This window comes from Paenibacillus mendelii (assembly GCF_024498075.1).
Classification (GTDB): domain Bacteria; phylum Bacillota; class Bacilli; order Paenibacillales; family Paenibacillaceae; genus Paenibacillus_Z; species Paenibacillus_Z mendelii.
On record NZ_JANHOF010000003.1, the window covers coordinates 232,976 to 253,143 of the forward strand.

Here is a 20,168-nt window from a genome sequence, read left to right on the forward strand (position 1 = left end):
GACTGGGACAGCCCTTCATTCATTTTGTAACTGATCCAAGCAATCACGGCCGCGAATGCATTAGAAATCCATGCTGCCCATTTTACCGGATTGGAAGTCTTGGAAGGCTTCCATGATTTCTTCACGGGTGTTCATGACGAAGGGGCCATGTTGATAGATCGGCTCATCAATCGGTTCTCCGCTCAGTACGAATACGAGCGTGTCGGCGGTTTGACCTTCAATATGAATACTGCCTTCGGTATTCTCGAATAAAATAAAGTCCCCTTCGCTCGCGGTTGTCGTGTTGTTGATTATCGCCGAGCCTCGGAGCACAACGGCCGCCGTGTTGAAGGCGGAAGGCAGCGAGAAGTCTGCTTTTCCCTTTTCGTTGAACGCGATATCGAATAGATGGATAGGCGTAAAGGTTTGGGCCGGTCCATTGACTCCGTTGTAGTCGCCGGCTATGATCCGAACGGTACCGCCGTTATCAGGAAGCTCGACTCTTCCCATCTGGGACTTCAACAGCTCCTGATATTTAGGGGGATGCATTTTGCTCGCGCGGGGAAGGTTAACCCACAATTGAATCATGTGGAAGATACCGCCGCGTTTGGAGAACTCCCGTTCATGATACTCTTTGTGCAGCAGTCCTGATCCTGCCGTCATCCACTGCACGTCTCCAGGGCCGATAATGCCATGGTTGCCGTGATTGTCATTGTGCTCGATATAACCGTCATATGCAATGGTAACCGTCTCGAAGCCTCTGTGCGGATGCGCACCAACACCCTTTACTTCCGGGCTTGGAGGGAATTTAAACGGTGCGTTATAGTCCATTAGGATGAAGGGGCTGAAACGTTGTTGAAAGTTGTTTCCCGATGGGAAATAGTTCGAAACCCGAAACCCGTCTCCCACCATATGGAAGGGTGCGCCTCTGTAGATGCCTTGAATTTTACGTTCAGTTGTCATGTTCATGAACTCCTTTGCCTAATTTTTTGAGTAAAGCAATTGCTTCATGCTTCTGGCTGCTGGTGATGCTGCTCAGCATCTTATGAATGCTTGCCGAGTGCATAGGGAATATGCGATCGAACAGGTCTTTCCCTTCGTCAGTCAATTCTGCGTAAACAACACGGCGGTCCTCCGAGCATGGTACGCGCCGTAACAGGCTTCTCTTCTCAAGCTTGTCAATATTGTAGGTCATTGTTCCGCTGGATATTAGAATCTTACTGCCAATTTGCTGAATGGGGAATTTCCCTTTCGCATACAATACCTCCATAATTCCAAATTCGGAGGAGGACAACCCATGGCTCTTTATATCCTGTAACGCTCTGTCCGTGATGCTCTTATAGGCTTTGGATAAGACAACCATAAGCTTGAGCGACAGTTGTTCTTCATCCTTTATTGAACCCGGCATGTCGATGGCTGATCACCTCCAATCAAAATCTTGAATTTAATAATCTTGAATTTAAGATAAATGATTTTTTTCATCTTGTCAAGCGGATCGAGGTCTGATAAAAAGTTATAGATGCCAAAACAAGGGACTTGAGTTTATTATTATTTTGCCCTATAATGTGCTTATGTCAGTTGCAGTAAAGGCGTTTTTTTTAATTGAATATGTGCTTGATATAGGCACATATAAGCTTAAATGAACTGATTTATATTGTACGCGCCGTTCCTTGTCTGACTACCATCTATGTATATCAAAGGAGAAATGCACATTATGGCAACTATACTTTTCGTTAAGGCAAATGATCGGCCGGCTGAGCAAGCCGTAAGTGTTCAAATGTACGAAGCGTTCTTGAAGGCATATAAGGAAACGAATCCAGCCGATGCTGTAGTTGAGCTTGATCTGTTCCAAGAGGAGCTCCCTTATTACGGGAATGACGCCATCACCGGATTGTATAAATTGAACCAAGGATACGAGCTCACCGCAGACGAGCAAGCCGCAGCAGAAGTCGCGAATCGCTATTTGGATCAGTTTCTTGCAGCCGATAAGGTAGTCATTGCGTTCCCGTTGTGGAACTTCGTTGCGCCTGCGCCTCTGATCAGCTATATCTCTTACCTTACACAAGCAGGCAAGACGTTCAAATATACCGCAGAGGGTCCCGTTGGTCTTGTCGGGGAGAAGAAAGTCGTCTTGCTGAATGCGCGCGGAGGGATATACTCAACGGAGCCTATGTCAGCGATCGAATCAGCTGTCAAACCGCTTAAAGCAACTTTAGGGCTGTTCGGCATTCAAACGCAAGAAGTCATTATTGAAGGTCATAACCAATTCAAGGACCGGTCGGCAGATATTATTGCGCAAGGGCTGGAAGAAACGGCAAGAACGGCTGCAGGTTTCTAAACGAAGCTGGGTCAAGCAGAAGAAACAATCCCAGTCGGCGTAACGAAAGAATCAATCGTAGAGTATAATCAAATAAGGGGCAGCCTTTCTCGCTACAGGTAGAACTGTTGGGGATGGAGGCTGCCCCTCTTACGTTTCTTGGACAACGAAATTATGAATACGACGTTATAAAAAGCCGCCTTTCGGCGGCTTTATGCATGATTATGGGCAGGTTGTACAAACCTAAGCCGTAAATTTAGTATGCGCTCCAGCCGCCATCAGCCGTGACTACCGTGCCGTTCACGAAACTGGAATCGTCGGAGGCGAGGAACAAGGCGACTGTTGCAATTTGCTTCGGATCAGCTGCTTCTCCGCGCTGCAAGGACATACCGGCCATCGCTTGTTCAATCCCAAACGGATCAGGCGCAGTTATCCCGGCACCAATATTGGTCGCAACGGCACCTGGAGCAATCGCATTACAGCGAATGCCGAGCTTGCCATACTGGAACCCGACGTTCTTGGTGATCCCGACAACGGCGTGCTTCGAAGCCGTGTAAGCAATGCCCGCCCGCGAGCCGAATAGTCCGCCGACGGAGGCCGTATTGATGATGACGCCATGACCTTGCTTCGTCATCAGAGGAATCACTTTACGGATGGCTCGCATAGGACCTGTAACATTGATCTCCATGACCCGGGACCACATCTCGTCCGTAACGGCCTCAGCGGACATCATTTGATCCATGATACCTGCATTGTTCACTAGAATATCAAGCTTGCCGTACTCCTGGACAGCCGCATCGATCATGCGGGTGACATCTTCCTCTTTTGTAACGTTCGTAACAACGCCCTTGGCTTGTCCGCCGGCAGAAGTGATTTCCGAAACGACGGCGCTTACTGCAGCTTCATTGATATCTGCGACGATAACTTGGGCGCCTTCTTTGGCAAACAGCAGCGCCATCTCCTTACCCATTCCTGATGCAGCGCCAGTGATAACAGCAGCTTTACTTTGCAATTTCATCGCTCTCATCCCTTCAAGATTTATGGAATATTGATCATTGTTTGACGACATCGTGTCGTCTATAATAATACCAATCAATCGCAATTTATAGTATGACATTTATCACAGATATGTAGTCTAAGCAGCATTTTGAAGGATCATGCACCCGAATTTATAGGAGGTGAGCACGTGATGAGAGCACGCCAGAATACGGATCTACGTGTCATGCGAACTCGCGGTCAGCTGAAGGCAGCTCTGCTTTCGCTTCTCTTGGAGAAAACCTTCGACGAGATTAAGATCAAAGAAATCGCCGAAAAAGCCGGTGTGAACCGGGTTACGTACTATGACCATTATTCCAGTAAAGAAGAAATTCTTACGGAGCTGATCGAGGATGTGCTGAACGAGTATGCGGATATTATTGAGGGCATGCCGGTCATCCCGCCGTCTCATGGACCATCGGTCGAGTTTATGAAGACCATCCGATTGTCCGTCGGACATATTAAGAAGCACAGCGATTTTTACGGCATTATGCTGCTTAAGAACGGAGTGCCCGATTTCACCAACCGGCTTCATGATCAAATGAGTCAATCCCTGCATCAATCTGTGCATCAGATGGCCCGGGTTCATCCAGATATTGAATTTGACCTGTTTGTGGATTGGATCATCGGAGGGGCCATCGGGGTTTATAAATACTGGCTTCAGAATGGAATGAGGCAGACCGAAGAAGAGATATCGCGGCAGCTGCTGAAGATTGCGCTCGCCTCCAGTCAGGTGTTTCTACCTCGCAAGTAGAAGGACGCGTTGTAATGCACCTGCTTTTGTAATATAATGTGCGCATTATAGTTGCACTTTGAGCTGAAGGGGGAAATAGAATGAGTTCAGCCAACCGCGGAGTCAACATTGGACCTCCTCGTTTTAAAATTGCCGTCCATGCCATCGTCTGGTTAGCGAAGAGCAATAATATATTATCGAGTGCCATGATCGCAGATCAAGTATCTTCTCATGCCACCTTCATGCGCAGAGTTCTGCAGCAATTAGCGGTCACAGGAATCGTTGAATCAAGAGGCGGCCGTGAAGGCGGGTATATTCTGCGTCAAGATGCTTGTCAGATAACGTTAGGGGATATCTACTCGGCAGTCAGTACAGGGTGTGCGGAGCCCGATGAGGATGTCGATTGTGGTGAAGCCGGTGCGCAGCTGGATCAAGAATTAGAGAAGATCCTGTATGAAGCTGAGCAGCAAACCATTGATCATTTACGGCAATATACCATAGCGGATGTTATGAATCGAGTCGATTTTTTCAAAATATAATATTGTGATGTTCGACTTATACCGGGCAGAAGCCTATCTTGCCGCCCAAGTCAGGTGTGCATGCTGCTTGGTGTAATTTAACATTTTTTTATACAGCTACTAGGCAAAAGGACAAAAAACGATTATAATGTGCTTGTGTTAGTTGCAATTGATCTGCGGGGGTGTGAACGCTCGGAGTTTGAGGGAAAGCAGGATCTTTTTTTTAGAATTAAATGTGCTTAATTAAGTTGCAATTATTAAAATTTGGGGGCAAGAGAATGGATATTACAGCAGTCGTACTGCAAGGCTTACTGGCGCTTGCGTTTCTGATGGCAGGCTTGGGGAAAATAACCGGCTCCAAGATGCACGTTGAAGGATTTAGACAGTGGGGATTGCCGCAATGGTTCCGGGTTGTAACGGGTATCGTTGAATTCGTGGCTGCCGTTGCACTTCTTATGGGTTACTGGGAGCCGAGCTGGACCGCGATTGGAGCACTTCTGCTTGGGATTACGGCCATCGGCGGAACGCTGACTCATGTTCGTGTGAAGGACTCGTTCAAACAGACGTTCCCGATCATTCTTCTCGGTGTGTTGTCCTTTATTCTGTTCTTCATCCGTATTTCGGATCTTGCTGACTTTCCGGGATTCCATGCATGAAGGGATCTAAGGTGGCGAGGTTTTCCAACCCACCAAGAGCCCTCTTCCGGTCTAAGAAGGAGAAGCTTATCCCTAAGGGACGGCTTCTCCCTTTTCATTTTATCGAGAAAATAGATCTTTCCATTCCTGCATCTTGAAGATATAATATGTGTTTGTTGTCATAATTTGGATGGTGGAGAGGTGGGGTAGAGTGGATAACAATCTGGTGCGCGTTAGGGTGACGGGGGTATACATTGAGAACGGTGCGGTCCTATTAGTGAAGCAGCGCGTAAGCTCGGAGCGCAGCTGGTCGCTTCCCGGAGGCAAGCTGGAGCGCGGCGAGTCACTGGAGGACGGGATGGCAAGAGAAATGAAGGAGGAAACAGGTCTCGAGATGAAGATTAATAAGCTGCTGTACGTATGCGAATTGCCTGAAGCCGAGCCTCCCGTTGTTCATATCACGTTTCTATTGGAACGAATTTCCGGGCAGTTAACCTTGCCTACGAATGACCATGAAACGACTCCTATCCATGATCTCAGGATGGTGCCGATCCAGGAGCTGGCCGGCTATGGTTTTTCGGATACGTTTATAGAGCTGATCAAGAGCGGGTTCCCTGAGGCCGGCAGCTACCAAGGCCATAAGCGCAATATTGGATTATGATCATGTGAATAAGAGATTGGGGTATGACCGATGGAGCTGGATAATTCGAACGGGAAGTTATCTTGTCTTTATTTTAACGATTGCTGTGCTGCAGCTAACAAGCTATTTCATTTAGTTCCGCGGGAAGGGCCTCAACCAGGAGGGGATATGCATGCAGGAGCTTGTGGGTGAATGCAAGGAATGCAAGAAGCCGGTTTACTGCAAGGATGGATTTATTGACGGGATCGTATTAGATGATCAGACGCTGGTATGCTTTGATTGCTCCGATAAAGAAGATGACAAGGATATTCCTTAAGTCACAGTGACTTGAGGAGTATCCTTGTCTTGTTAATTGGAATGCGATTCATATGACCTAGATATTTGAACGTATTCGCCTATGTTCGACATGTATCGCTATCCGATATGGTAGAGATGTGACAATAATCCAAGCAGAGTGGAGGGAATTCGTGAAGGAACGCAAGAAGTGGATTGACGTTGCCCGCGGGCTAAGCATCATTCTGGTGGTCATGGGGCATTCCGGTAATGATGTCATCAACCATTATTTAGGCTGGCTGCGTATCCCGCTGTTTTTCTTGGTTAGCGGGCTGCTCTTCAAAGGCGTAGCCGCAGATGCTTACATGCCGTGGGCGTGGAAAAGGATCAAATTTTTCATGATTCCATACTTCGCGTATGGGATCTGCATTTCGCTGTTGGTCGCTGTGCGGTTGAGGGATCCGATGTCGATTCCGAACGATCTTCTGTTGTTAGTTTACGGTGGTACCGTTCTAGGAGGATGGTATGGGGTATTTTGGTTCATAACCTGTCTGCTGCTGGTTCATCTCCTGATGGGCTTCCTCTCCAGGTATTCGTTCAGCGTACAATGGAAAGTCGTGGTGGTGTGTTATGCGGCAGCTCACCTGGTAAGCATGACATCCGCTGCGCAATGGGACGTTCCTTGGAATGCCGATGTCGCGCTGATGGCGATCGTATTTTTCTTTATCGGGTATACCTACAAGACCGTTCTGCAGAACTGGCTGGAGAAAGCGACCGTTTTCCTGCCCGCGGCTTTAATCTGGCTCACCGCAATTGTGCTCAATGTGACCGGCGCATGGAATTTCAGGATCGATATGAAGCTTAAGGTATACACACAGCCTGTTCTGGATCTCTTGGTGCCGATTGCTTGCGTGCTCGTCGTACTTCAAGTATGCTATTGGATCTCCCGTTGGCAAGCAACGAATGCATTGGCCTTCCTGGGGACAGTCACCATCACCATCATGTATTTGCACATTCCGGTTAATATTACACTGACCTATGGACTGGGAATGGAGTACGGAACCGTGGTATTTACCGTGGCAGGCGTATTGATTCCGCTTGCTATGGCTTGGGTGATGTCCAAATCGACGATACTCACCTCGTTATTCCTGGGACCGCAGGGGTTCGGACGGAAGCTTCAGACATCTACAAAGGCAAAGGCGGCTTGAGCTGAAATTCGAGATGAAATTCAAGAAGATAGGATAGGGACAACAGAAACCATTTCTGTTGCTCTATCCTTTTTTTTATTATCCGATGTGGAGTGGCTGCCAAAAATAAAGAGTCTCTTATTCCTATATATGGTATTATTTATATGCTGTATTCCGTCGAGACAACAGTAAATGGGAGACGCATATGAGCTGAAGCTGATCGGAAGGAGAGAACCCACATGAAAATAAGAAATATGGAAGGAAGCGATTGCGGAGGAATCCTTGCGGTTGCTTCTGCTTGGTGGGGGAATACTTATTCAAGCGACATGTTCTCCAAATGGTACATCACCCACTTTCGGGAAACTTGTTTGCTGGCAGAAGAAGGCGGTAGAATGATCGGTTTCGTGATGGGGTTCATGTCGCAAACGAATCCGGATGAAACCTATATTCGTATTGTTATGGTTGACCCTGCTTACCGTGGTAAGGGAGTAGGACGAGCACTTTATGAGGCGTTTGCTGAACGTGCTGTAGCCCTGGAGAGGTCTGTAATTCGATGTGTAACGGCCCCATGGAATAAGGAATCCATCGCGTTTCATATCTCTCTTGGTTTTATCATGGAGCCCCAGGAGCAAGAGCTTGAAGGCATTCCGGTATGCATTGACTACGATGGCCGCGGCGGCGGCAGGGTCTTGTTCAAGAAACGACTTGGAGTAGAACAACGAACCGTATGCTAAGAAGCTGCCCTGGTATACGGATAAACAGTAAGCTATTGACAGTTTAAATATAGATCAATAGAATCATGATACAAACGTAAAACCGTTTGTGAACAAAATTTCAATAAAGAAAGAGTGCATTGGAAATTGGAAGAAAGATTGGAGAAAGTCATCAGTGCAGCGAAAATGTACTATCTGCTTGATTTGGGTCAGCAGGAGATCGCTAAGCGCCTCGGGGTCTCCCGTCCGACCGTTTCCCGTTTGCTCCAACAGGCCAAGCAGGAAGGAATCGTACAAATAAAAATTAAAGATCCAACGGGTGACATTGAACAATTGTCCGAGGATATCCAAACAATGTTCAATTTGAAAGAAGCGATTATCGTCTCCGTTCCTCAGTACGAAGATATCCTTGTCAAGAAGTACTTGGGTGAAGCGACCGCCGATTACTTATATAGCACGGTCAAAGAGGGAGATTGTATCGCCGTTTCCTGGGGATCGACGATGTATCAGGTAGCGCTGCAGCTGGTTAATAAGCATCTCAAAAACGTAAAGGTCGTGCAGCTGAACGGGGGCGTCAGTTATTCGGAAACGAACACGTATGCGTCCGAAATTATTCAATTGTTCGCCAAGGCGTTCCATACGTCTCCACATCTCCTCCCCCTCCCTGCCATTGTCGATCAGGTCGTCGTCAAGCAGGCGATCGAGGCGGACCGTCATATCCGCTCGGTATTGGATCTGGGCAATCAGGCGAACATCGCGCTGTTCACGGTTGGAGTGCCTCTGAAGGACTCGTTATTGCTGCAAGCGGGGTACTTCTCGCAGGAGGAAACGAGCTTGATCACAACGGAAGGCGTGGGGGACATCTGCTCCAGATATTTCGACGAGGAGGGAAACATCGTCAGCGAGGAATTGAACAGCCGGACGATTTCGGTCGAATTAAGCGAATTATCGCGCAAAGAATATTCGATTCTCGTGGCGGGGGGACCGTCGAAGGTTGAAGCCGTTTATGGCGCGCTGCGGGGACGGTACGCCAATGTTTTGGTTACGGATGAGTTTACGGCACGCGTGTTGTTAGGGAAGAAACAAACTTGATAAGAGGTGAAGGAATGGAACACGTTCGTTTAACCGGGCCCGAAATCGCCCGGATCATTGACCATACTTTATTAAAGCCAAGCAGTACCAGAGATCAAATTATTCAATTGTGTAAAGAGGCGGTAGAACATCGTTTTGCCACGGTATGCGTGAATCCGTATTGGGTGCCTGTAGCTTATGGGTTATTGAAGGGAACGGAGGTTGGCATTACGACCGTTATCGGTTTCCCGCTGGGCAGCACGACTACTAACGCCAAAGTCGCCGAGGCAAGAGATAGTATAGCCAATGGAGCAACGGAAATCGATATGGTCATCAATCTCGGCGCCCTGAAATCGGGAGAGCTGGATGCCGTAGAGCTTGATATCCATGCGGTCGTTCAAGCGTGCAAGGGCAAGGCCTTCGTCAAGGTTATTCTGGAAACGGGTTATTTGACGGACGAGGAGAAGAGCGCCGCATGCCTCATTAGCAAACGTGCAGGAGCCGATTTCGTCAAAACTTGCACAGGCTTCGGGCCAGGAGAAGCATCCGTACACGACATCGCGCTTATGCGGGAAACGGTAGGCCCGGATATGGGCGTCAAAGCTTCGGCAGGAATCCGTGACAAAAGTACGGCCGAGAAGATGATTGCGGCTGGCGCTGACCGTCTTGGGACGAGCTCAAGCATTGCCATCATTACCAACGGTACCGGTGAAGGATATTAGGAGGTAAACGATGAAGCCAAATCGTGTATTGGTTGTTGGAAGCTATGTAGTCGACCTGATGAGCCGTACTCCGCATATGCCGAGAACCGGAGAAACGGTTCTTGGAGGCCCCTTTCGAATGGGAGCGGGCGGCAAGGGAGGCAATCAGGCTGCCGCCGCCGCTAGACTGGGCGCTAAGGTTTCGTTGGTGACGAAGGTGGGGGACGACGAATTTGGACGAAGCGCCATGAGTCACTTTCAAGCAGAAGGGATCCGGACAGATTGGGTCACCGTCGATCCAGAAGAGGCTACGGGCGTGGCACTCATTCTGGTAGATGATAACAAGGATAATCAGATCGTTGTGTCGTTAGGCGCTTGCGGGACGCTTAGCCGTGAGGATGTGGAGAAGGTGGAGGCTGATCTTGCCGCGTCTGACATCGTTCTGATCCAGCTTGAAACGAATCTTGACGCCGTTGGCACGGCGCTTAACCTGGCTGACAAGCACCATATTCCCTCCATTCTGAATCCGGCTCCGTATCAGCCGTTCGACCGGACTTGGTTGAAATACGCTGCCTACATAACGCCTAACGAAACAGAAGCCTCCGCTTTGACCGAAATGGAGGTTAACGACCCGGATAGCGCAGCTTCGGCGGCAAGGCTGCTCGCCGACTGGGGGGCTCGCAGTGTTCTTATAACTCTGGGAGGCAAAGGGGTCGTTCTGAGGGAGAGTACCGGGCAATGCTGGCATATCCCCCCTTATCAGGTTGAGGTGAAAGATACGACTGGTGCGGGAGATGCATTTAACGGCGGGTTTGCGCATGCGCTTTCCGTTGGCAAATCTGCATTGGAAGCGGCTTTATATGCTTCCGCGGTAGCGGCGCTTTCAGTAACTAGAGTGGGTACGGCTGTTTCCATGCCGCAAGAATCAGAGGTATTGGAGCTTATGGAGGATCAACGGAATCACGTGAAGCCAATTGCATTCGTTGAAGGCTCATAAGAATTCATAAGTTTTCATAAGATTCAAACCAGCAATTTTTAAAACTATATGTCATGCAGGCTTGACCACAAATGCAGTCCGCTCTTGTTATGAGACGAGCTGCATTTGTGCTGTCTGCTGGAGTTAATCCCTCTGCAGCTGCTGATTCACGTTGTTCAGACCCTTGTAAAGGCCCTAACAGGCTGCAGTTGTACAAATATAATTAAAATTGTTTACAATTTAATATAATTGACAACAAAAATTATAAATCGTATACTTGCATTATTATCAATGTTAAAAATATCAATATTAATTCATTAATTAGGAGGGATGATACGATTGCAATTCAATGGAAAAGTCGTTTTGGTTACGGGTTCAGGTAACGGGATCGGACGTGCAACCGCATTGGCCTTTGCTAGAGAGGGAGCCTCGATTGTTATAGCCGACATTGATGAACCCGCCGCACAAAAAACCCGGAATGAAATCGAAGGGATGGGTGGAAAGGCAATCTCATGTCAAGCCGATGTCTCCCAGAGAGCCGATGTGGAACGGGTTTTTGGCTTGGTAGCCGATCATTTTGGTACCTTGGATACTCTAGTGAATAATGTAGGAACGACGATACGTAAACCAATCGTGGATTTCTCAGAAGATGAGTGGGATCTGATCTTTGACACGAATGTAAAATCGATGTTCTTATGTGCCAAAGAAGCTGGAAAGATGATGTTGAAACAACAGTCGGGCATCGTAATTAATATTTCATCCATCCACGGTCTGGGTGGAATACCACGAAGATTACCTTATTCGACATCCAAGTCGGCGGTAGACAGCCTGACAAAGACGCTTGCTTGCGAGTGGGCGCTTGACGGTGTGCGGGTGAATGCTATCGCACCGGGATATATACTTACAGATAATTTAAACATGGCATTCGAGTCAGGTGCTTTGAATAAGGATGATATGATCCGAAGAACGCCTCTAGCCCGATTGGGCACGCCGGATAATATTGCCGATACGGCGCTCTTCTTATCCTCCGAGAAAGCTTCCTTCATCACCGGAGCCGTATTATATGTCGATGGGGGCTACGCGGCCTACCACGGACCGGAATCGGTTCCTTCATTCCATCATAATGTTCAATAGCAGACTTATGAACCTATGAAGAAGCATGCTGCGGATCGATGAGGAGGTTAACGGGTTGAGAAAGATCGCTATTCTTGGAGCGCAATTATTTGAAGGTCAACGTGAATTACAGCTATTTCAATCTATGAATATGGAAGCAGTCTATTACACCTGCAGGGATCCGCTTGAGATCGTGGATAAATTGGCGGATGTCGATGGATTGCTCGTTAATCTGGAACCGGTAACGGCGCAGTTGATCCATCATTTGGGGAATTTAAAGGTCATTGGCAGGTACGGAGTCGGGGTAGACAACATCGATTTGGAAGCGTGCTCAGGACGAGGCGTTGCCGTAATCAATGTTCCGGATTATTGCATTGAAGAGGTGGCCGAGCACGCCGTCAGCTTTATTTTCTCTCTGAATCGCAAGCTGTTCACTTCCTCCAACTTGACGCGGAAGGGTATTTGGGGGAATGTAAGCGTTTTAAAGCCCATCTACCCGATTAAAGATATTACGCTCGGCGTTGTCGGAACCGGTCGAATCGGAATGCGCGTGATTCAGATGATGACTGCGTTCGGTACGAATATTATTGTGCATGATCCTTATCTCACACAGGACGATTTGCCGTCAGGCGTTAAGCTGGTATCCTTCGGTCAGCTGCTCGAAGCATCGGATATCATAACCATTCATTGCCCGTTAACGCCGCAGACGCATCACTTGTTTAATACGGAAGCGTTCCGGCGAATGAAACAACAGCCATCATTAATCAATGTGTCGCGCGGTTCGATTATCAACGAGCAGCAATTGTTGGCAGCCTTGGACCAAGAGCTCGTATCTTTCGCCGCAGTAGACGTGATGGAGACCGAGCCTCCGCTGCCGGACCATCCGCTTCTCCACCATCCTAAAGCAATTGTCACGAATCATATGGCATGGTATTCGGTACAAGCCGAAATAAAGTTGAGAGATCTTCTAACAACGCGAGTTATCGATTATTTGAATGGGAAGCCCGTTCCTTCTATCGTAAATAAGCCAGCGATTGAAAAATAAAAACGTAGAGGTGTATGAAATGTCAAAGTGTACATTTATTAAGGCGTCCGAGGTAAAGCCTTTTATCGTAGATGAAATCTATTCTTCCAGAATGCTGCTCGACCGTACGAATTCCGATTCGCAATCCGTTCAAATTAATCTTGGCACGTTTGCTCCCGGAGGAAAACAGGAAGACCATTCGCATAGCCCTGAATTTAACAACGATGAAATCTATCTGATCCTTAAAGGGGAGGGAAGGCTTCGTCTCGATGGTCAAGAATATGACGTGAGCCCAGGAGATATCGCCTACATACCGGCAGGAAGCATGCATGCGCTCGCGAATAAAAGTGAAACCGAAGAACTGGTCATTTATACCGTGTGGACGCGTCAGCCCGAGAAAGGCGCAAACCCTGTATACGATCAGAGGTTGGAGGCTTGGGGGAAATCGTATAAAACCATTCACGAAGAATAGATCAAAATAGCATAACCCCGGCCTAGGCCGGGGGATTTCTTCAGTTTCGCCTATTAGCTCTTCAAGTGTTTCTTCAGCTGTGTGCTGACCAGGTCTTTAGAATGCGTAATTTGTAAAGTAATCTCATCGAGCGCCAGAGGGTTTCTTTGAATAATAAGATCGGATAATCGTTTATGCGATTTGTAATATTCGAAGAAGTCCGTGTAGAACGTGCCGTTCGAAATATTCAATGCGGCGTAAATCGTATTGGCCATTAGATTCCATGCCTGTAGAATAGCGTGATTCTCGCTCATGATCATAATACTGCGGTGGAATTGGATATCCACTTCTGTGATCGTTTGCGTTAGATCCTCTATATTGGCATGGTTATTTACTTCGCGTATTCGGTCAAGCACCGCAAGGATTGGAAAATAATCGACCATCTCGTTATCGAGAATGAGCTGCAGCGCCTTGTGCTCCAGCATGAGACGCAGATCGAAGATATCCTCGACTGCTTTCAGCGTAAAGCCTACGACCACCGTTCTCCCGTTAGGCATCGATTTAACTAGACCTTCCTGCTCTAAGCTTTGCAAGGCGGCACGGATCGGACCTCTGCTTACCCCTAGCTCGGCTGCTAACTGCGACTCGACAATAGACGATTCGGAGGTCAGCTTGCCCGAAATAATATTCATTCTAATAATTCGGATGACTTCTTTCGTTTGTTGATTGCGGTTGCTTTCTTCAGGAGACTGATTTTTTAACACAAAATACCTCTTTTCATAATCATGATGAGCCATATCAGTGAACTGCAGATAGGTACAATAGTTCAAAAAATAGTTACCTGTATTATAAGTTAAGAGGCAAATAATAGACAACAATTATGGCCATTTGCTGCGGAAATGAATAACGCCGTGTTAAACGTTGCACGCAGTACGGAAGGATATCAAGCTCATTAGAAGTTGAAAACACGAGATTATAAGTATGGGGGGATGAGTAATGAGCAGCCTATTCACTCGCATGATGGACCAACCAACAGACGGCTTATATGATATTCGCACATCGGCGCCTGGGCCCGCCGGCTCGCTGCCGCTGACGCATGAGCTTCTGATGGAGGCACCGAGCGGCGACATATTCGGACTGTCGCAGAATGTTGGCATGGGGTGGCAGCCGAATCAGCTGCATGGCAAGCAGGTGCTCATTCTCAGCACGCAAGGCGGCGTTCGGACCGAGGATGGCACACCGGTTGCATTAGGTTACCATACCGGCCATTGGGAGGTAGGACTACTGGTTAAAGCCGCCGCTGAAGAAATTAAGCGAAGCGGAGGGGTCCCGTTCGCGGGCTATGTAAGTGATCCCTGTGACGGTCGTTCACAAGGGACGACGGGGATGTTTGATTCTCTGCCCTATCGTAACGATGCCGCTATTGTGTTCAGGCGGCTTATTCGCTCGTTGCCGACGCGCAGGGCGGTGCTCGGCGTGGCTACCTGCGACAAAGGCCTGCCGGCGATGATGATCGCCCTTGCCGCGATGCATGAGCTCCCCTGCATCATTATTCCGGGTGGTGTCACTTTGCCGCCAAGCAGCGGCGAGGATGCCGGCAAAGTGCAGACCATAGGCGCCCGGTACGCTAATCAAGAGATCACACTGCAGGAAGCGGCTGATGCCGGCTGCCGCGCCTGCGCTACGCCTGGAGGCGGCTGCCAGTTTCTTGGCACGGCGGCAACCGCACAGGTGGTTGCCGAGGCACTTGGTATGGCGCTGCCGCATTCGGCGCTTGCCCCTTCGGGTCAACCGATCTGGGAGGAGATGGCCCGTCAGTCGGCCGTCTCGGTCATGGAGATGGAGGCGAAGGGGATACGCATGCGTGATATCGTGACCGACGCATCTATACGCAATGCCATGGCTGTACATGCCGCCTTCGGAGGCTCCACGAACCTGCTGCTGCATATTCCGGCAATTGCTCATGCGGCGGGTTGTACAATACCGACAGTGGAGGATTGGATTCAGATCAACCGGTCCGTACCGCGACTCGTAAGCGTGCTGCCCAATGGGCCTGAGTATCATTCCACGGTTCGAGCGTTCCTGGCCGGCGGTGTGCCCGAGGTCATGCTGCAGCTTCGACCGCTCGGCGTGCTGGATGAGAGCGTCATGACCGCTGCCGGAGAAACGCTCGGCCATGTGCTTGATTGGTGGAAGATGTCCGATAGACGCGCCCGGCTGCGGGAACGGCTTTGGGAGGCGGACGGCGTGGATCCGGATAGCGTCATTATGAGTCCGGAGCATGCGAAGAGTCGCGGACTTACCTCAACGGTTACATTTGCGACCGGCAATATCGCCCCAGAGGGTTCCGTCATTAAGTCGACCGCCATCGACCCCAGTGTCGTTGGCACGGACGGCGTCTATCGGCATACGGGAAGAGCCAAAGTGTTTACGACGGAAAGAGAGGCAATCCGGGCGCTCAAGACCGGCGGCATTGTAGCCGGGGATGTCATGGCGGTTATCGGCAGAGGGCCCTCCGGATCCGGCATGGAAGAGACGTATCAGCTCACCTCCGCGCTCAAATATTTGCCTTTTGGCAAGCAGGTTTCCCTTATTACCGATGCGAGGTTCTCCGGTGTCTCTACAGGTGCGTGCATTGGACATATCGGACCTGAGGCATTAGCGGGAGGGCCAATCGGCAAACTGCTCGATGGCGACATCATTGAGATTATCGTTGACCTTAACCGGCTGGAGGGATCCATTAATTTCATTGGCCAGGGCGAGGAACGTTTCTCTGCTGCGGAGGGGGCGGCTATTCTGGCATTACGCGATCCTCATCCGAATTTGGCCCCTGATCCAGCGTTACCTGAGGACACCCGACTGTGGGCCGCCCTGCAATCGGTCAGCGGCGGCACCTGGAGCGGCAGCATCTATGATACGGAGAGAATAATAACTGCGCTTGCCGCGGGGAAAAAAGCACTTGGATGGTAAGGCGATAGCGATTTTCATCATCCCCTGCCGGCGAACGAAGTTCTTGTACATGCAGCAAGTGGAAACACCGGAAGCAAATTCAATGCAGCATTGTTGGATATGCGATTCGCCCGTTCCGGATCTTCGTTAAAGAGAGTGAAGGGCTTGTAACAATGGTGGAGTATGGATTTAATCCGGAAGAAAAGCGAGCTTTGATGAATGTTGCGAAGCAACTGCATAAGGATCGGATCGGATCTGTTCTCTTGTTGGATTGAATTTTTGGAGCATACAGAATCCGGGCATTTACGAGATGCTGTTTACCGGGGGTTCGTTCTGCAGGAGATGAGTCCTAGCACAATGAAGCTCAAAAGAGATGGGTAAAGGTTGAGTAAGGGGGTATCTTGAAGCCATTGAACGGTTTAAATAGGTGTGTTATGCTAAGAATAAAGAAAAGAACCGCAGATGCTGCTAACATCTACGGTTCGGGTACACGCCGCTTGAAGAGCGGTAGGCTATCGGATAGTAATCGATCGAGAAATAGACCGGGTCCTTGTCCAGGGCGGTCTATTTCTTTTTGTTGGTTAGTGTAATGACGATGGTCACAATCAGCGAAATCAGCGCGATTAGCATCGAACCGAATCCGATCATGAGCGTCAGTACGTCCTTAACCTCCAAGGCATCACCTCCCTTCCGGGAGATTAGCCGACCGCCTTTCAAGCCCTACTATGTACTTATATAAATTATACCATATTCGCATAGAACACTATTAAACCTTTTAGCTATTTACATCTCTCCGGATAAAATTCCATTATATGGGTATCAGAGATGGGGAATATAAATTAAAAAGGGTGGTTCTAGTGGTAAGGACTATGTTATTGGAGACATTATAGACCTTCGTTACGAGGTACTAGATGATATGAGGGGTAAGGGTGGATTCGGAAAGGTTTTAAGTGTCAAAGATCTCACATCGGGAAAGCACGTTGCATTAAAATATTGTACGGAATCTGATGTGGAGCATATCCGTCGGTTTCAAAGAGAAGTTAGAATAATGGCCAGTATAGATCATGAGAATGTAATGACTGTATTACATGCCAATGTCGAGTTTAACCCACCATACTTCACTATGCCTCTTGCTGTACAATCCGTTTCCGATATCATTCACGAAACGAAGGGAAACATTGCAAAAACAATGCAAGTGTTTGAGGGAATGTGTAAAGGCATTAATTCAATACCCACCAGCGGCCATACCCACCGCGATATTAAACCAGATAATGTGCTTGTTTTTGACGGAGGGAAAATCGTTGTCTCTGATCTTGGCCTTGCGAAGATGGATGAGCGCGATACTACGGCACTTACAAGAGCAATTTCGTGCGTCCTTTCATGAGTACGGGCAGAATTTATCATCATACGCCGGTGATGGAAGGCTACGAACCGAAGGGCTGGGGTGTGCTGGAGCTGGCTTCGAAGGAACGTGACCGCGCGATAGCCGGAGTGTTTCAGCTCTCGAACCCACAGGAACGGGAGTATACCCTCCGCGTAAGAGGCTTGAATCGCGCCAAGAAATATAAAGTGACATGGGACAACAGCTCTCAAACGACAGTCATCGATGGTTATGTTCTTATGAATCAAGGCTTGATTATCCGGCTGGAAGGCGCTTTGACTTCGGAATTACTGCTGTTCGAAGCGGGGAATAGCAAGAAGGTGTGTACGACGATCTCATCTATACCGATAACGGGCTTAAGGAGCAGTCGCGACTGCTCCTTTTTTCTATTCGCAGGAATCGTCGCTCAATATACATAAATTACCTGCTATGATACAATGACAGACAATTCCAAGGGTAGAAGTATACACGGGGCTGCTCAGAACGGTTAACGACCAATCGTTCTAGCCTGACGCTAGTTTTCCTTGTACATGTTGAACTAGGGGAGAGTGGACATTATGTTGCTGCGATGGAGAGTGGGTATCCTGCTGCTGCTGCTGGCAGCTGCTGCTGTGGTTGGATTCATCCTATACCAGGATATCACTTCAAACGATGACATTGATTCAAGTCCGACTGTTGTGGCGGCCATTGAGAAGCAGCGGGGACCAGGGCATGTTTCGTATATGATCCATGAGCATGCTGTACCGGATGGACAGGTTGCCTTCTTCATACGGAATATGCCAAGTGATGGCATCCACATCGGCGCGGAGTATATTAAGAAGACGCCGAATGGCTGGAAATGGGGATATGGCGGCGAGTTCGGCCGATCAAATTATGAGCTGGGTCTCACCGACACGGAAGCAAGAAGGGAAATGTTCGAACCCATGTATTTCTCAAGCACAGAAGGCACTGAGTTTGACAGTCCCTTCCCGATGGTTTTCGGAATCGTGATCCATCCTGATATTCGTCGAATGACAGCGAAGGATTACTTGACCGGCTTGGAGAAGCAAGCAGAGTTAATTGAAGTGGAGCGGAATTTTAAGCTGTTCTATGTATTCTTGGACCGGAATCAGGGAACGAAGTTCGATATCACCGGCTATACCGCAGATGGCAGTGTCCTGCACAAGGAGACGATCCAGGATGAAGCGGATCAGCAAAGTCACCGTTAGCAGGCTGCCGCGGCGTTCTCCGACCCTCTATTTCCAAGTTGACGGGACTCGGGTACAAGACGAATAATGGGTAAGGGAAAGTTAAACAGATTGTCGGAGGAACGAAATGAAGCAGAGGCTATTCGCAGTATCGGTTCTGCTCTTCGCACTATTCCTGCTAGCGGGATGCGCGAAGGGAACCGCGCATGTCACGATTCATATGGATGGCAGCATTGAAGTGGCAGCGACGATCCGCCTGGATTCGCGTGCGCAGAAGCTGGTAGGGACGAAAGCTGAAGAAGCGATTGAGAGTAAGTCGAGCGAGTACGGGTACCGGTACAAGAAGGAGGTACACGCCGAAGCAGTGGAGTACCAGATTCAGAGGACGTTTTCATCCATCGATGAACTGAAGGCGACCTTCGGCAATTGGGACGGGAAGGATCTGGTTGTGGAGAAGAAGTCCGGCTTCTTGTCTACCAGGTACGTCATTACAGGCCAGGTGGATACCGGATTGAACGCGGACAGGCTTCTGCGGTATATCGGGGATTTGAATGTGTCTGAACGGCTTGTAAAGCTGTTTCTTACGCAGCTTACGTTTGATTTTAAATTAACGCTGCCGATTAACACGATCGGGGATCACAATGCGGATGAAGAAGAAGGACGGACGTTAACGTGGACGATTCCTCTTACATCTCCCAAGCCGGTCCTTCTGGAGGTTTATGTGCCTAATGTGAGTGCGATCCTGGTCGTCGGGGGTTCCGGAATTGTACTAATCACGGCAGCCGTTCTGCTAATTATTAGAAGAAAGAGAAGGAAATCGGTCTAATTCCCGCGAATAGTTGTACCTATATGGCAGGTTGAAGGATCAACGAACCGGAGGATGAGATGAATGAGCAGGGTGAAATTCTCAGTCAAAGTGCTGGTCGTATCGGATATGGAGGCATCCAAACGATTTTATGCGGATGTATTAGGCTGCGAAGTAACGGATTGGTGGGTCGTACGGGATGACTATGCCTTGGGCTTTAAGTTAATCCAAGCGGATCGGATCGAGGATGTCCAGCCGAATAAAGTAGGGAAATATCAGGAGGTTTCTTGGGATACCTATGCCTATGTCGAGACTCACGCCGATATGGATGAATTATACGAAGCGTTCAAAGCAAAGGGAGCGCGATTTATTCAAGAGCCTGTAGTGACGGAAGCAGACTGGGGAGCTTGGAAGGAATTTGTTATCGTCGATCCGGACAATTATGCGATTGGGTTCGGTTCCGGTAAGAAGAACTGACCA

At 48.8% G+C, this 20,168-nt stretch carries 25 protein-coding genes; 20 read left to right on the plus strand and 5 right to left on the minus strand.

The window, feature by feature from the left end:
- Window positions 1–60: 60 nt before the first annotated feature.
- Both NNL21_RS11800 and NNL21_RS11805 read right to left on the minus strand, forming a co-directional pair.
- Complete coding sequence (locus tag NNL21_RS11800; protein ID WP_204819184.1) at window positions 61–942, minus strand: pirin family protein; 882 nt, start codon at window positions 940–942, stop codon at window positions 61–63.
- A complete protein-coding gene (locus NNL21_RS11805) occupies window positions 932–1,387 on the minus strand; it encodes a MarR family winged helix-turn-helix transcriptional regulator (RefSeq protein ID WP_204819185.1) in 456 nt (151 codons plus the stop codon). Before NNL21_RS11805 ends, NNL21_RS11800 begins: the two co-directional genes overlap by 11 nt.
- Before the next feature lie 306 nt (window positions 1,388–1,693).
- Between NNL21_RS11805 and NNL21_RS11810 the strand changes: the two genes are divergently transcribed.
- Window positions 1,694–2,317: an FMN-dependent NADH-azoreductase gene (locus NNL21_RS11810; protein WP_204819186.1), complete on the plus strand. Its 624-nt coding sequence runs from the start codon at window positions 1,694–1,696 to the stop codon at window positions 2,315–2,317.
- 235 nt (window positions 2,318–2,552) lie between these two features.
- On the opposite strand, the gene NNL21_RS11815 is transcribed toward NNL21_RS11810, so the two are convergent.
- Window positions 2,553–3,314: a glucose 1-dehydrogenase gene (locus tag NNL21_RS11815; protein WP_204819187.1), complete on the minus strand. Its 762-nt coding sequence runs from the start codon at window positions 3,312–3,314 to the stop codon at window positions 2,553–2,555.
- A 171-nt stretch (window positions 3,315–3,485) separates the two neighbouring features.
- On the opposite strand from NNL21_RS11815, the gene NNL21_RS11820 reads away from it, so the two are divergent.
- The 13 genes from NNL21_RS11820 to NNL21_RS11880 all read left to right on the plus strand — a co-directional run bounded on the left by NNL21_RS11820 (window position 3,486) and on the right by NNL21_RS11880 (window position 13,387).
- Window positions 3,486–4,085 carry a TetR/AcrR family transcriptional regulator gene (locus NNL21_RS11820; protein ID WP_256555230.1) on the plus strand — a complete coding sequence of 200 codons (600 nt, stop codon included), beginning with the start codon at window positions 3,486–3,488 and terminating at the stop codon, window positions 4,083–4,085.
- Window positions 4,086–4,165: 80 nt separating this feature from the next.
- The gene (locus NNL21_RS11825; RefSeq protein WP_204819189.1) at window positions 4,166–4,603 is read left to right on the plus strand and encodes an RrF2 family transcriptional regulator; all 438 of its coding nucleotides are present in this window, start codon (window positions 4,166–4,168) and stop codon (window positions 4,601–4,603) included.
- A gap of 257 nt (window positions 4,604–4,860) precedes the next feature.
- The gene (locus tag NNL21_RS11830; protein ID WP_204819190.1) at window positions 4,861–5,238 is read left to right on the plus strand and encodes a DoxX family protein; all 378 of its coding nucleotides are present in this window, start codon (window positions 4,861–4,863) and stop codon (window positions 5,236–5,238) included.
- Between the two features lie 169 nt (window positions 5,239–5,407).
- Complete coding sequence (locus NNL21_RS11835; protein WP_204819615.1) at window positions 5,408–5,878, plus strand: NUDIX domain-containing protein; 471 nt, start codon at window positions 5,408–5,410, stop codon at window positions 5,876–5,878.
- Window positions 5,879–6,029: 151 nt separating this feature from the next.
- Complete coding sequence (locus NNL21_RS11840; protein ID WP_204819191.1) at window positions 6,030–6,173, plus strand: hypothetical protein; 144 nt, start codon at window positions 6,030–6,032, stop codon at window positions 6,171–6,173.
- 151 nt (window positions 6,174–6,324) lie between these two features.
- The gene (locus NNL21_RS11845) at window positions 6,325–7,338 is read left to right on the plus strand and encodes an acyltransferase family protein (RefSeq protein ID WP_204819192.1); all 1,014 of its coding nucleotides are present in this window, start codon (window positions 6,325–6,327) and stop codon (window positions 7,336–7,338) included.
- A gap of 218 nt (window positions 7,339–7,556) precedes the next feature.
- Window positions 7,557–8,051, plus strand: a complete 495-nt coding sequence (locus tag NNL21_RS11850) for a GNAT family N-acetyltransferase (protein ID WP_204819193.1) — start codon at window positions 7,557–7,559, stop codon at window positions 8,049–8,051.
- Window positions 8,052–8,177: 126 nt separating this feature from the next.
- On the plus strand, window positions 8,178–9,122 hold the full coding sequence (gene deoR / locus NNL21_RS11855; RefSeq protein ID WP_256555180.1) for a DNA-binding transcriptional repressor DeoR: 945 nt from the start codon (window positions 8,178–8,180) through the stop codon (window positions 9,120–9,122).
- 14 nt (window positions 9,123–9,136) lie between these two features.
- Window positions 9,137–9,823, plus strand: coding sequence for a deoxyribose-phosphate aldolase (gene deoC, locus NNL21_RS11860; protein WP_204819194.1), 687 nt, complete (start codon window positions 9,137–9,139; stop codon window positions 9,821–9,823).
- Window positions 9,824–9,833: 10 nt separating this feature from the next.
- Window positions 9,834–10,799 (plus strand): ribokinase, encoded by a 966-nt coding sequence (rbsK, locus tag NNL21_RS11865; RefSeq protein ID WP_204819195.1) that lies wholly within the window; start codon window positions 9,834–9,836, stop codon window positions 10,797–10,799.
- A gap of 318 nt (window positions 10,800–11,117) precedes the next feature.
- On the plus strand, window positions 11,118–11,912 hold the full coding sequence (locus tag NNL21_RS11870) for an SDR family NAD(P)-dependent oxidoreductase (RefSeq protein WP_204819196.1): 795 nt from the start codon (window positions 11,118–11,120) through the stop codon (window positions 11,910–11,912).
- Between the two features lie 55 nt (window positions 11,913–11,967).
- Complete coding sequence (locus NNL21_RS11875) at window positions 11,968–12,936, plus strand: C-terminal binding protein (protein ID WP_204819197.1); 969 nt, start codon at window positions 11,968–11,970, stop codon at window positions 12,934–12,936.
- A gap of 19 nt (window positions 12,937–12,955) precedes the next feature.
- Window positions 12,956–13,387 carry a cupin domain-containing protein gene (locus NNL21_RS11880; RefSeq protein WP_204819198.1) on the plus strand — a complete coding sequence of 144 codons (432 nt, stop codon included), beginning with the start codon at window positions 12,956–12,958 and terminating at the stop codon, window positions 13,385–13,387.
- A 53-nt stretch (window positions 13,388–13,440) separates the two neighbouring features.
- On the opposite strand, the gene NNL21_RS11885 is transcribed toward NNL21_RS11880, so the two are convergent.
- Entirely contained in the window at window positions 13,441–14,130 is a 690-nt protein-coding gene (locus tag NNL21_RS11885) for a GntR family transcriptional regulator (RefSeq protein WP_204819199.1), read from the minus strand.
- 232 nt (window positions 14,131–14,362) lie between these two features.
- On the opposite strand from NNL21_RS11885, the gene NNL21_RS11890 reads away from it, so the two are divergent.
- Window positions 14,363–16,336 (plus strand): YjhG/YagF family D-xylonate dehydratase, encoded by a 1,974-nt coding sequence (locus NNL21_RS11890; RefSeq protein ID WP_204819200.1) that lies wholly within the window; start codon window positions 14,363–14,365, stop codon window positions 16,334–16,336.
- Between the two features lie 543 nt (window positions 16,337–16,879).
- On the opposite strand, the gene NNL21_RS11895 is transcribed toward NNL21_RS11890, so the two are convergent.
- Window positions 16,880–16,990, minus strand: coding sequence for a putative holin-like toxin (locus tag NNL21_RS11895; protein ID WP_256555181.1), 111 nt, complete (start codon window positions 16,988–16,990; stop codon window positions 16,880–16,882).
- A gap of 241 nt (window positions 16,991–17,231) precedes the next feature.
- On the opposite strand from NNL21_RS11895, the gene NNL21_RS11900 reads away from it, so the two are divergent.
- The 5 genes from NNL21_RS11900 (at window position 17,232) to NNL21_RS11920 (ending at window position 20,165) form a co-directional block, all read left to right on the plus strand.
- Complete coding sequence (locus NNL21_RS11900; RefSeq protein WP_204819201.1) at window positions 17,232–17,699, plus strand: protein kinase domain-containing protein; 468 nt, start codon at window positions 17,232–17,234, stop codon at window positions 17,697–17,699.
- Window positions 17,696–18,115, plus strand: a complete 420-nt coding sequence (locus NNL21_RS11905; protein ID WP_204819202.1) for a GH36 C-terminal domain-containing protein — start codon at window positions 17,696–17,698, stop codon at window positions 18,113–18,115. The genes NNL21_RS11900 and NNL21_RS11905 overlap by 4 nt, the downstream gene beginning before the upstream one ends.
- A 138-nt stretch (window positions 18,116–18,253) precedes the next feature.
- On the plus strand, window positions 18,254–18,904 hold the full coding sequence (locus NNL21_RS11910) for a hypothetical protein (RefSeq protein WP_204819203.1): 651 nt from the start codon (window positions 18,254–18,256) through the stop codon (window positions 18,902–18,904).
- A gap of 106 nt (window positions 18,905–19,010) precedes the next feature.
- The gene (locus NNL21_RS11915; RefSeq protein WP_204819204.1) at window positions 19,011–19,709 is read left to right on the plus strand and encodes a hypothetical protein; all 699 of its coding nucleotides are present in this window, start codon (window positions 19,011–19,013) and stop codon (window positions 19,707–19,709) included.
- Between the two features lie 63 nt (window positions 19,710–19,772).
- Window positions 19,773–20,165 (plus strand): VOC family protein, encoded by a 393-nt coding sequence (locus NNL21_RS11920; RefSeq protein ID WP_204819205.1) that lies wholly within the window; start codon window positions 19,773–19,775, stop codon window positions 20,163–20,165.
- The last annotated feature ends 3 nt before the right edge of the window (window positions 20,166–20,168 follow it).

Excerpts from the sequence above, each read along its gene's own strand:
- NNL21_RS11840 (WP_204819191.1), top strand. The coding sequence starts at position 6,030 with ATGCAGGAGCTTGTGGGTGAATGCAAGGAATGCAAGAAGCCGGTTTAC.
- NNL21_RS11890 (WP_204819200.1), top strand. The coding sequence starts at position 14,363 with ATGAGCAGCCTATTCACTCGCATGATGGACCAACCAACAGACGGCTTA.
- NNL21_RS11900 (WP_204819201.1), top strand. The coding sequence starts at position 17,232 with ATGAGGGGTAAGGGTGGATTCGGAAAGGTTTTAAGTGTCAAAGATCTC.
- NNL21_RS11830 (WP_204819190.1), top strand. The coding sequence starts at position 4,861 with ATGGATATTACAGCAGTCGTACTGCAAGGCTTACTGGCGCTTGCGTTT.
- deoC (WP_204819194.1), top strand. The coding sequence starts at position 9,137 with ATGGAACACGTTCGTTTAACCGGGCCCGAAATCGCCCGGATCATTGAC.
- NNL21_RS11915 (WP_204819204.1), top strand. The coding sequence starts at position 19,011 with ATGAAGCAGAGGCTATTCGCAGTATCGGTTCTGCTCTTCGCACTATTC.
- NNL21_RS11910 (WP_204819203.1), top strand. The coding sequence starts at position 18,254 with ATGTTGCTGCGATGGAGAGTGGGTATCCTGCTGCTGCTGCTGGCAGCT.
- NNL21_RS11825 (WP_204819189.1), top strand. The coding sequence starts at position 4,166 with ATGAGTTCAGCCAACCGCGGAGTCAACATTGGACCTCCTCGTTTTAAA.
- NNL21_RS11880 (WP_204819198.1), top strand. The coding sequence starts at position 12,956 with ATGTCAAAGTGTACATTTATTAAGGCGTCCGAGGTAAAGCCTTTTATC.
- NNL21_RS11850 (WP_204819193.1), top strand. The coding sequence starts at position 7,557 with ATGAAAATAAGAAATATGGAAGGAAGCGATTGCGGAGGAATCCTTGCG.
- NNL21_RS11920 (WP_204819205.1), top strand. The coding sequence starts at position 19,773 with ATGAGCAGGGTGAAATTCTCAGTCAAAGTGCTGGTCGTATCGGATATG.
- NNL21_RS11905 (WP_204819202.1), top strand. The coding sequence starts at position 17,696 with ATGAGTACGGGCAGAATTTATCATCATACGCCGGTGATGGAAGGCTAC.
- NNL21_RS11805 (WP_204819185.1), bottom strand. The coding sequence starts at position 1,387 with ATGCCGGGTTCAATAAAGGATGAAGAACAACTGTCGCTCAAGCTTATG.
- NNL21_RS11810 (WP_204819186.1), top strand. The coding sequence starts at position 1,694 with ATGGCAACTATACTTTTCGTTAAGGCAAATGATCGGCCGGCTGAGCAA.
- NNL21_RS11800 (WP_204819184.1), bottom strand. The coding sequence starts at position 942 with ATGACAACTGAACGTAAAATTCAAGGCATCTACAGAGGCGCACCCTTC.
- rbsK (WP_204819195.1), top strand. The coding sequence starts at position 9,834 with ATGAAGCCAAATCGTGTATTGGTTGTTGGAAGCTATGTAGTCGACCTG.
- NNL21_RS11835 (WP_204819615.1), top strand. The coding sequence starts at position 5,408 with ATGGTGGAGAGGTGGGGTAGAGTGGATAACAATCTGGTGCGCGTTAGG.
- NNL21_RS11820 (WP_256555230.1), top strand. The coding sequence starts at position 3,486 with ATGAGAGCACGCCAGAATACGGATCTACGTGTCATGCGAACTCGCGGT.
- NNL21_RS11815 (WP_204819187.1), bottom strand. The coding sequence starts at position 3,314 with ATGAAATTGCAAAGTAAAGCTGCTGTTATCACTGGCGCTGCATCAGGA.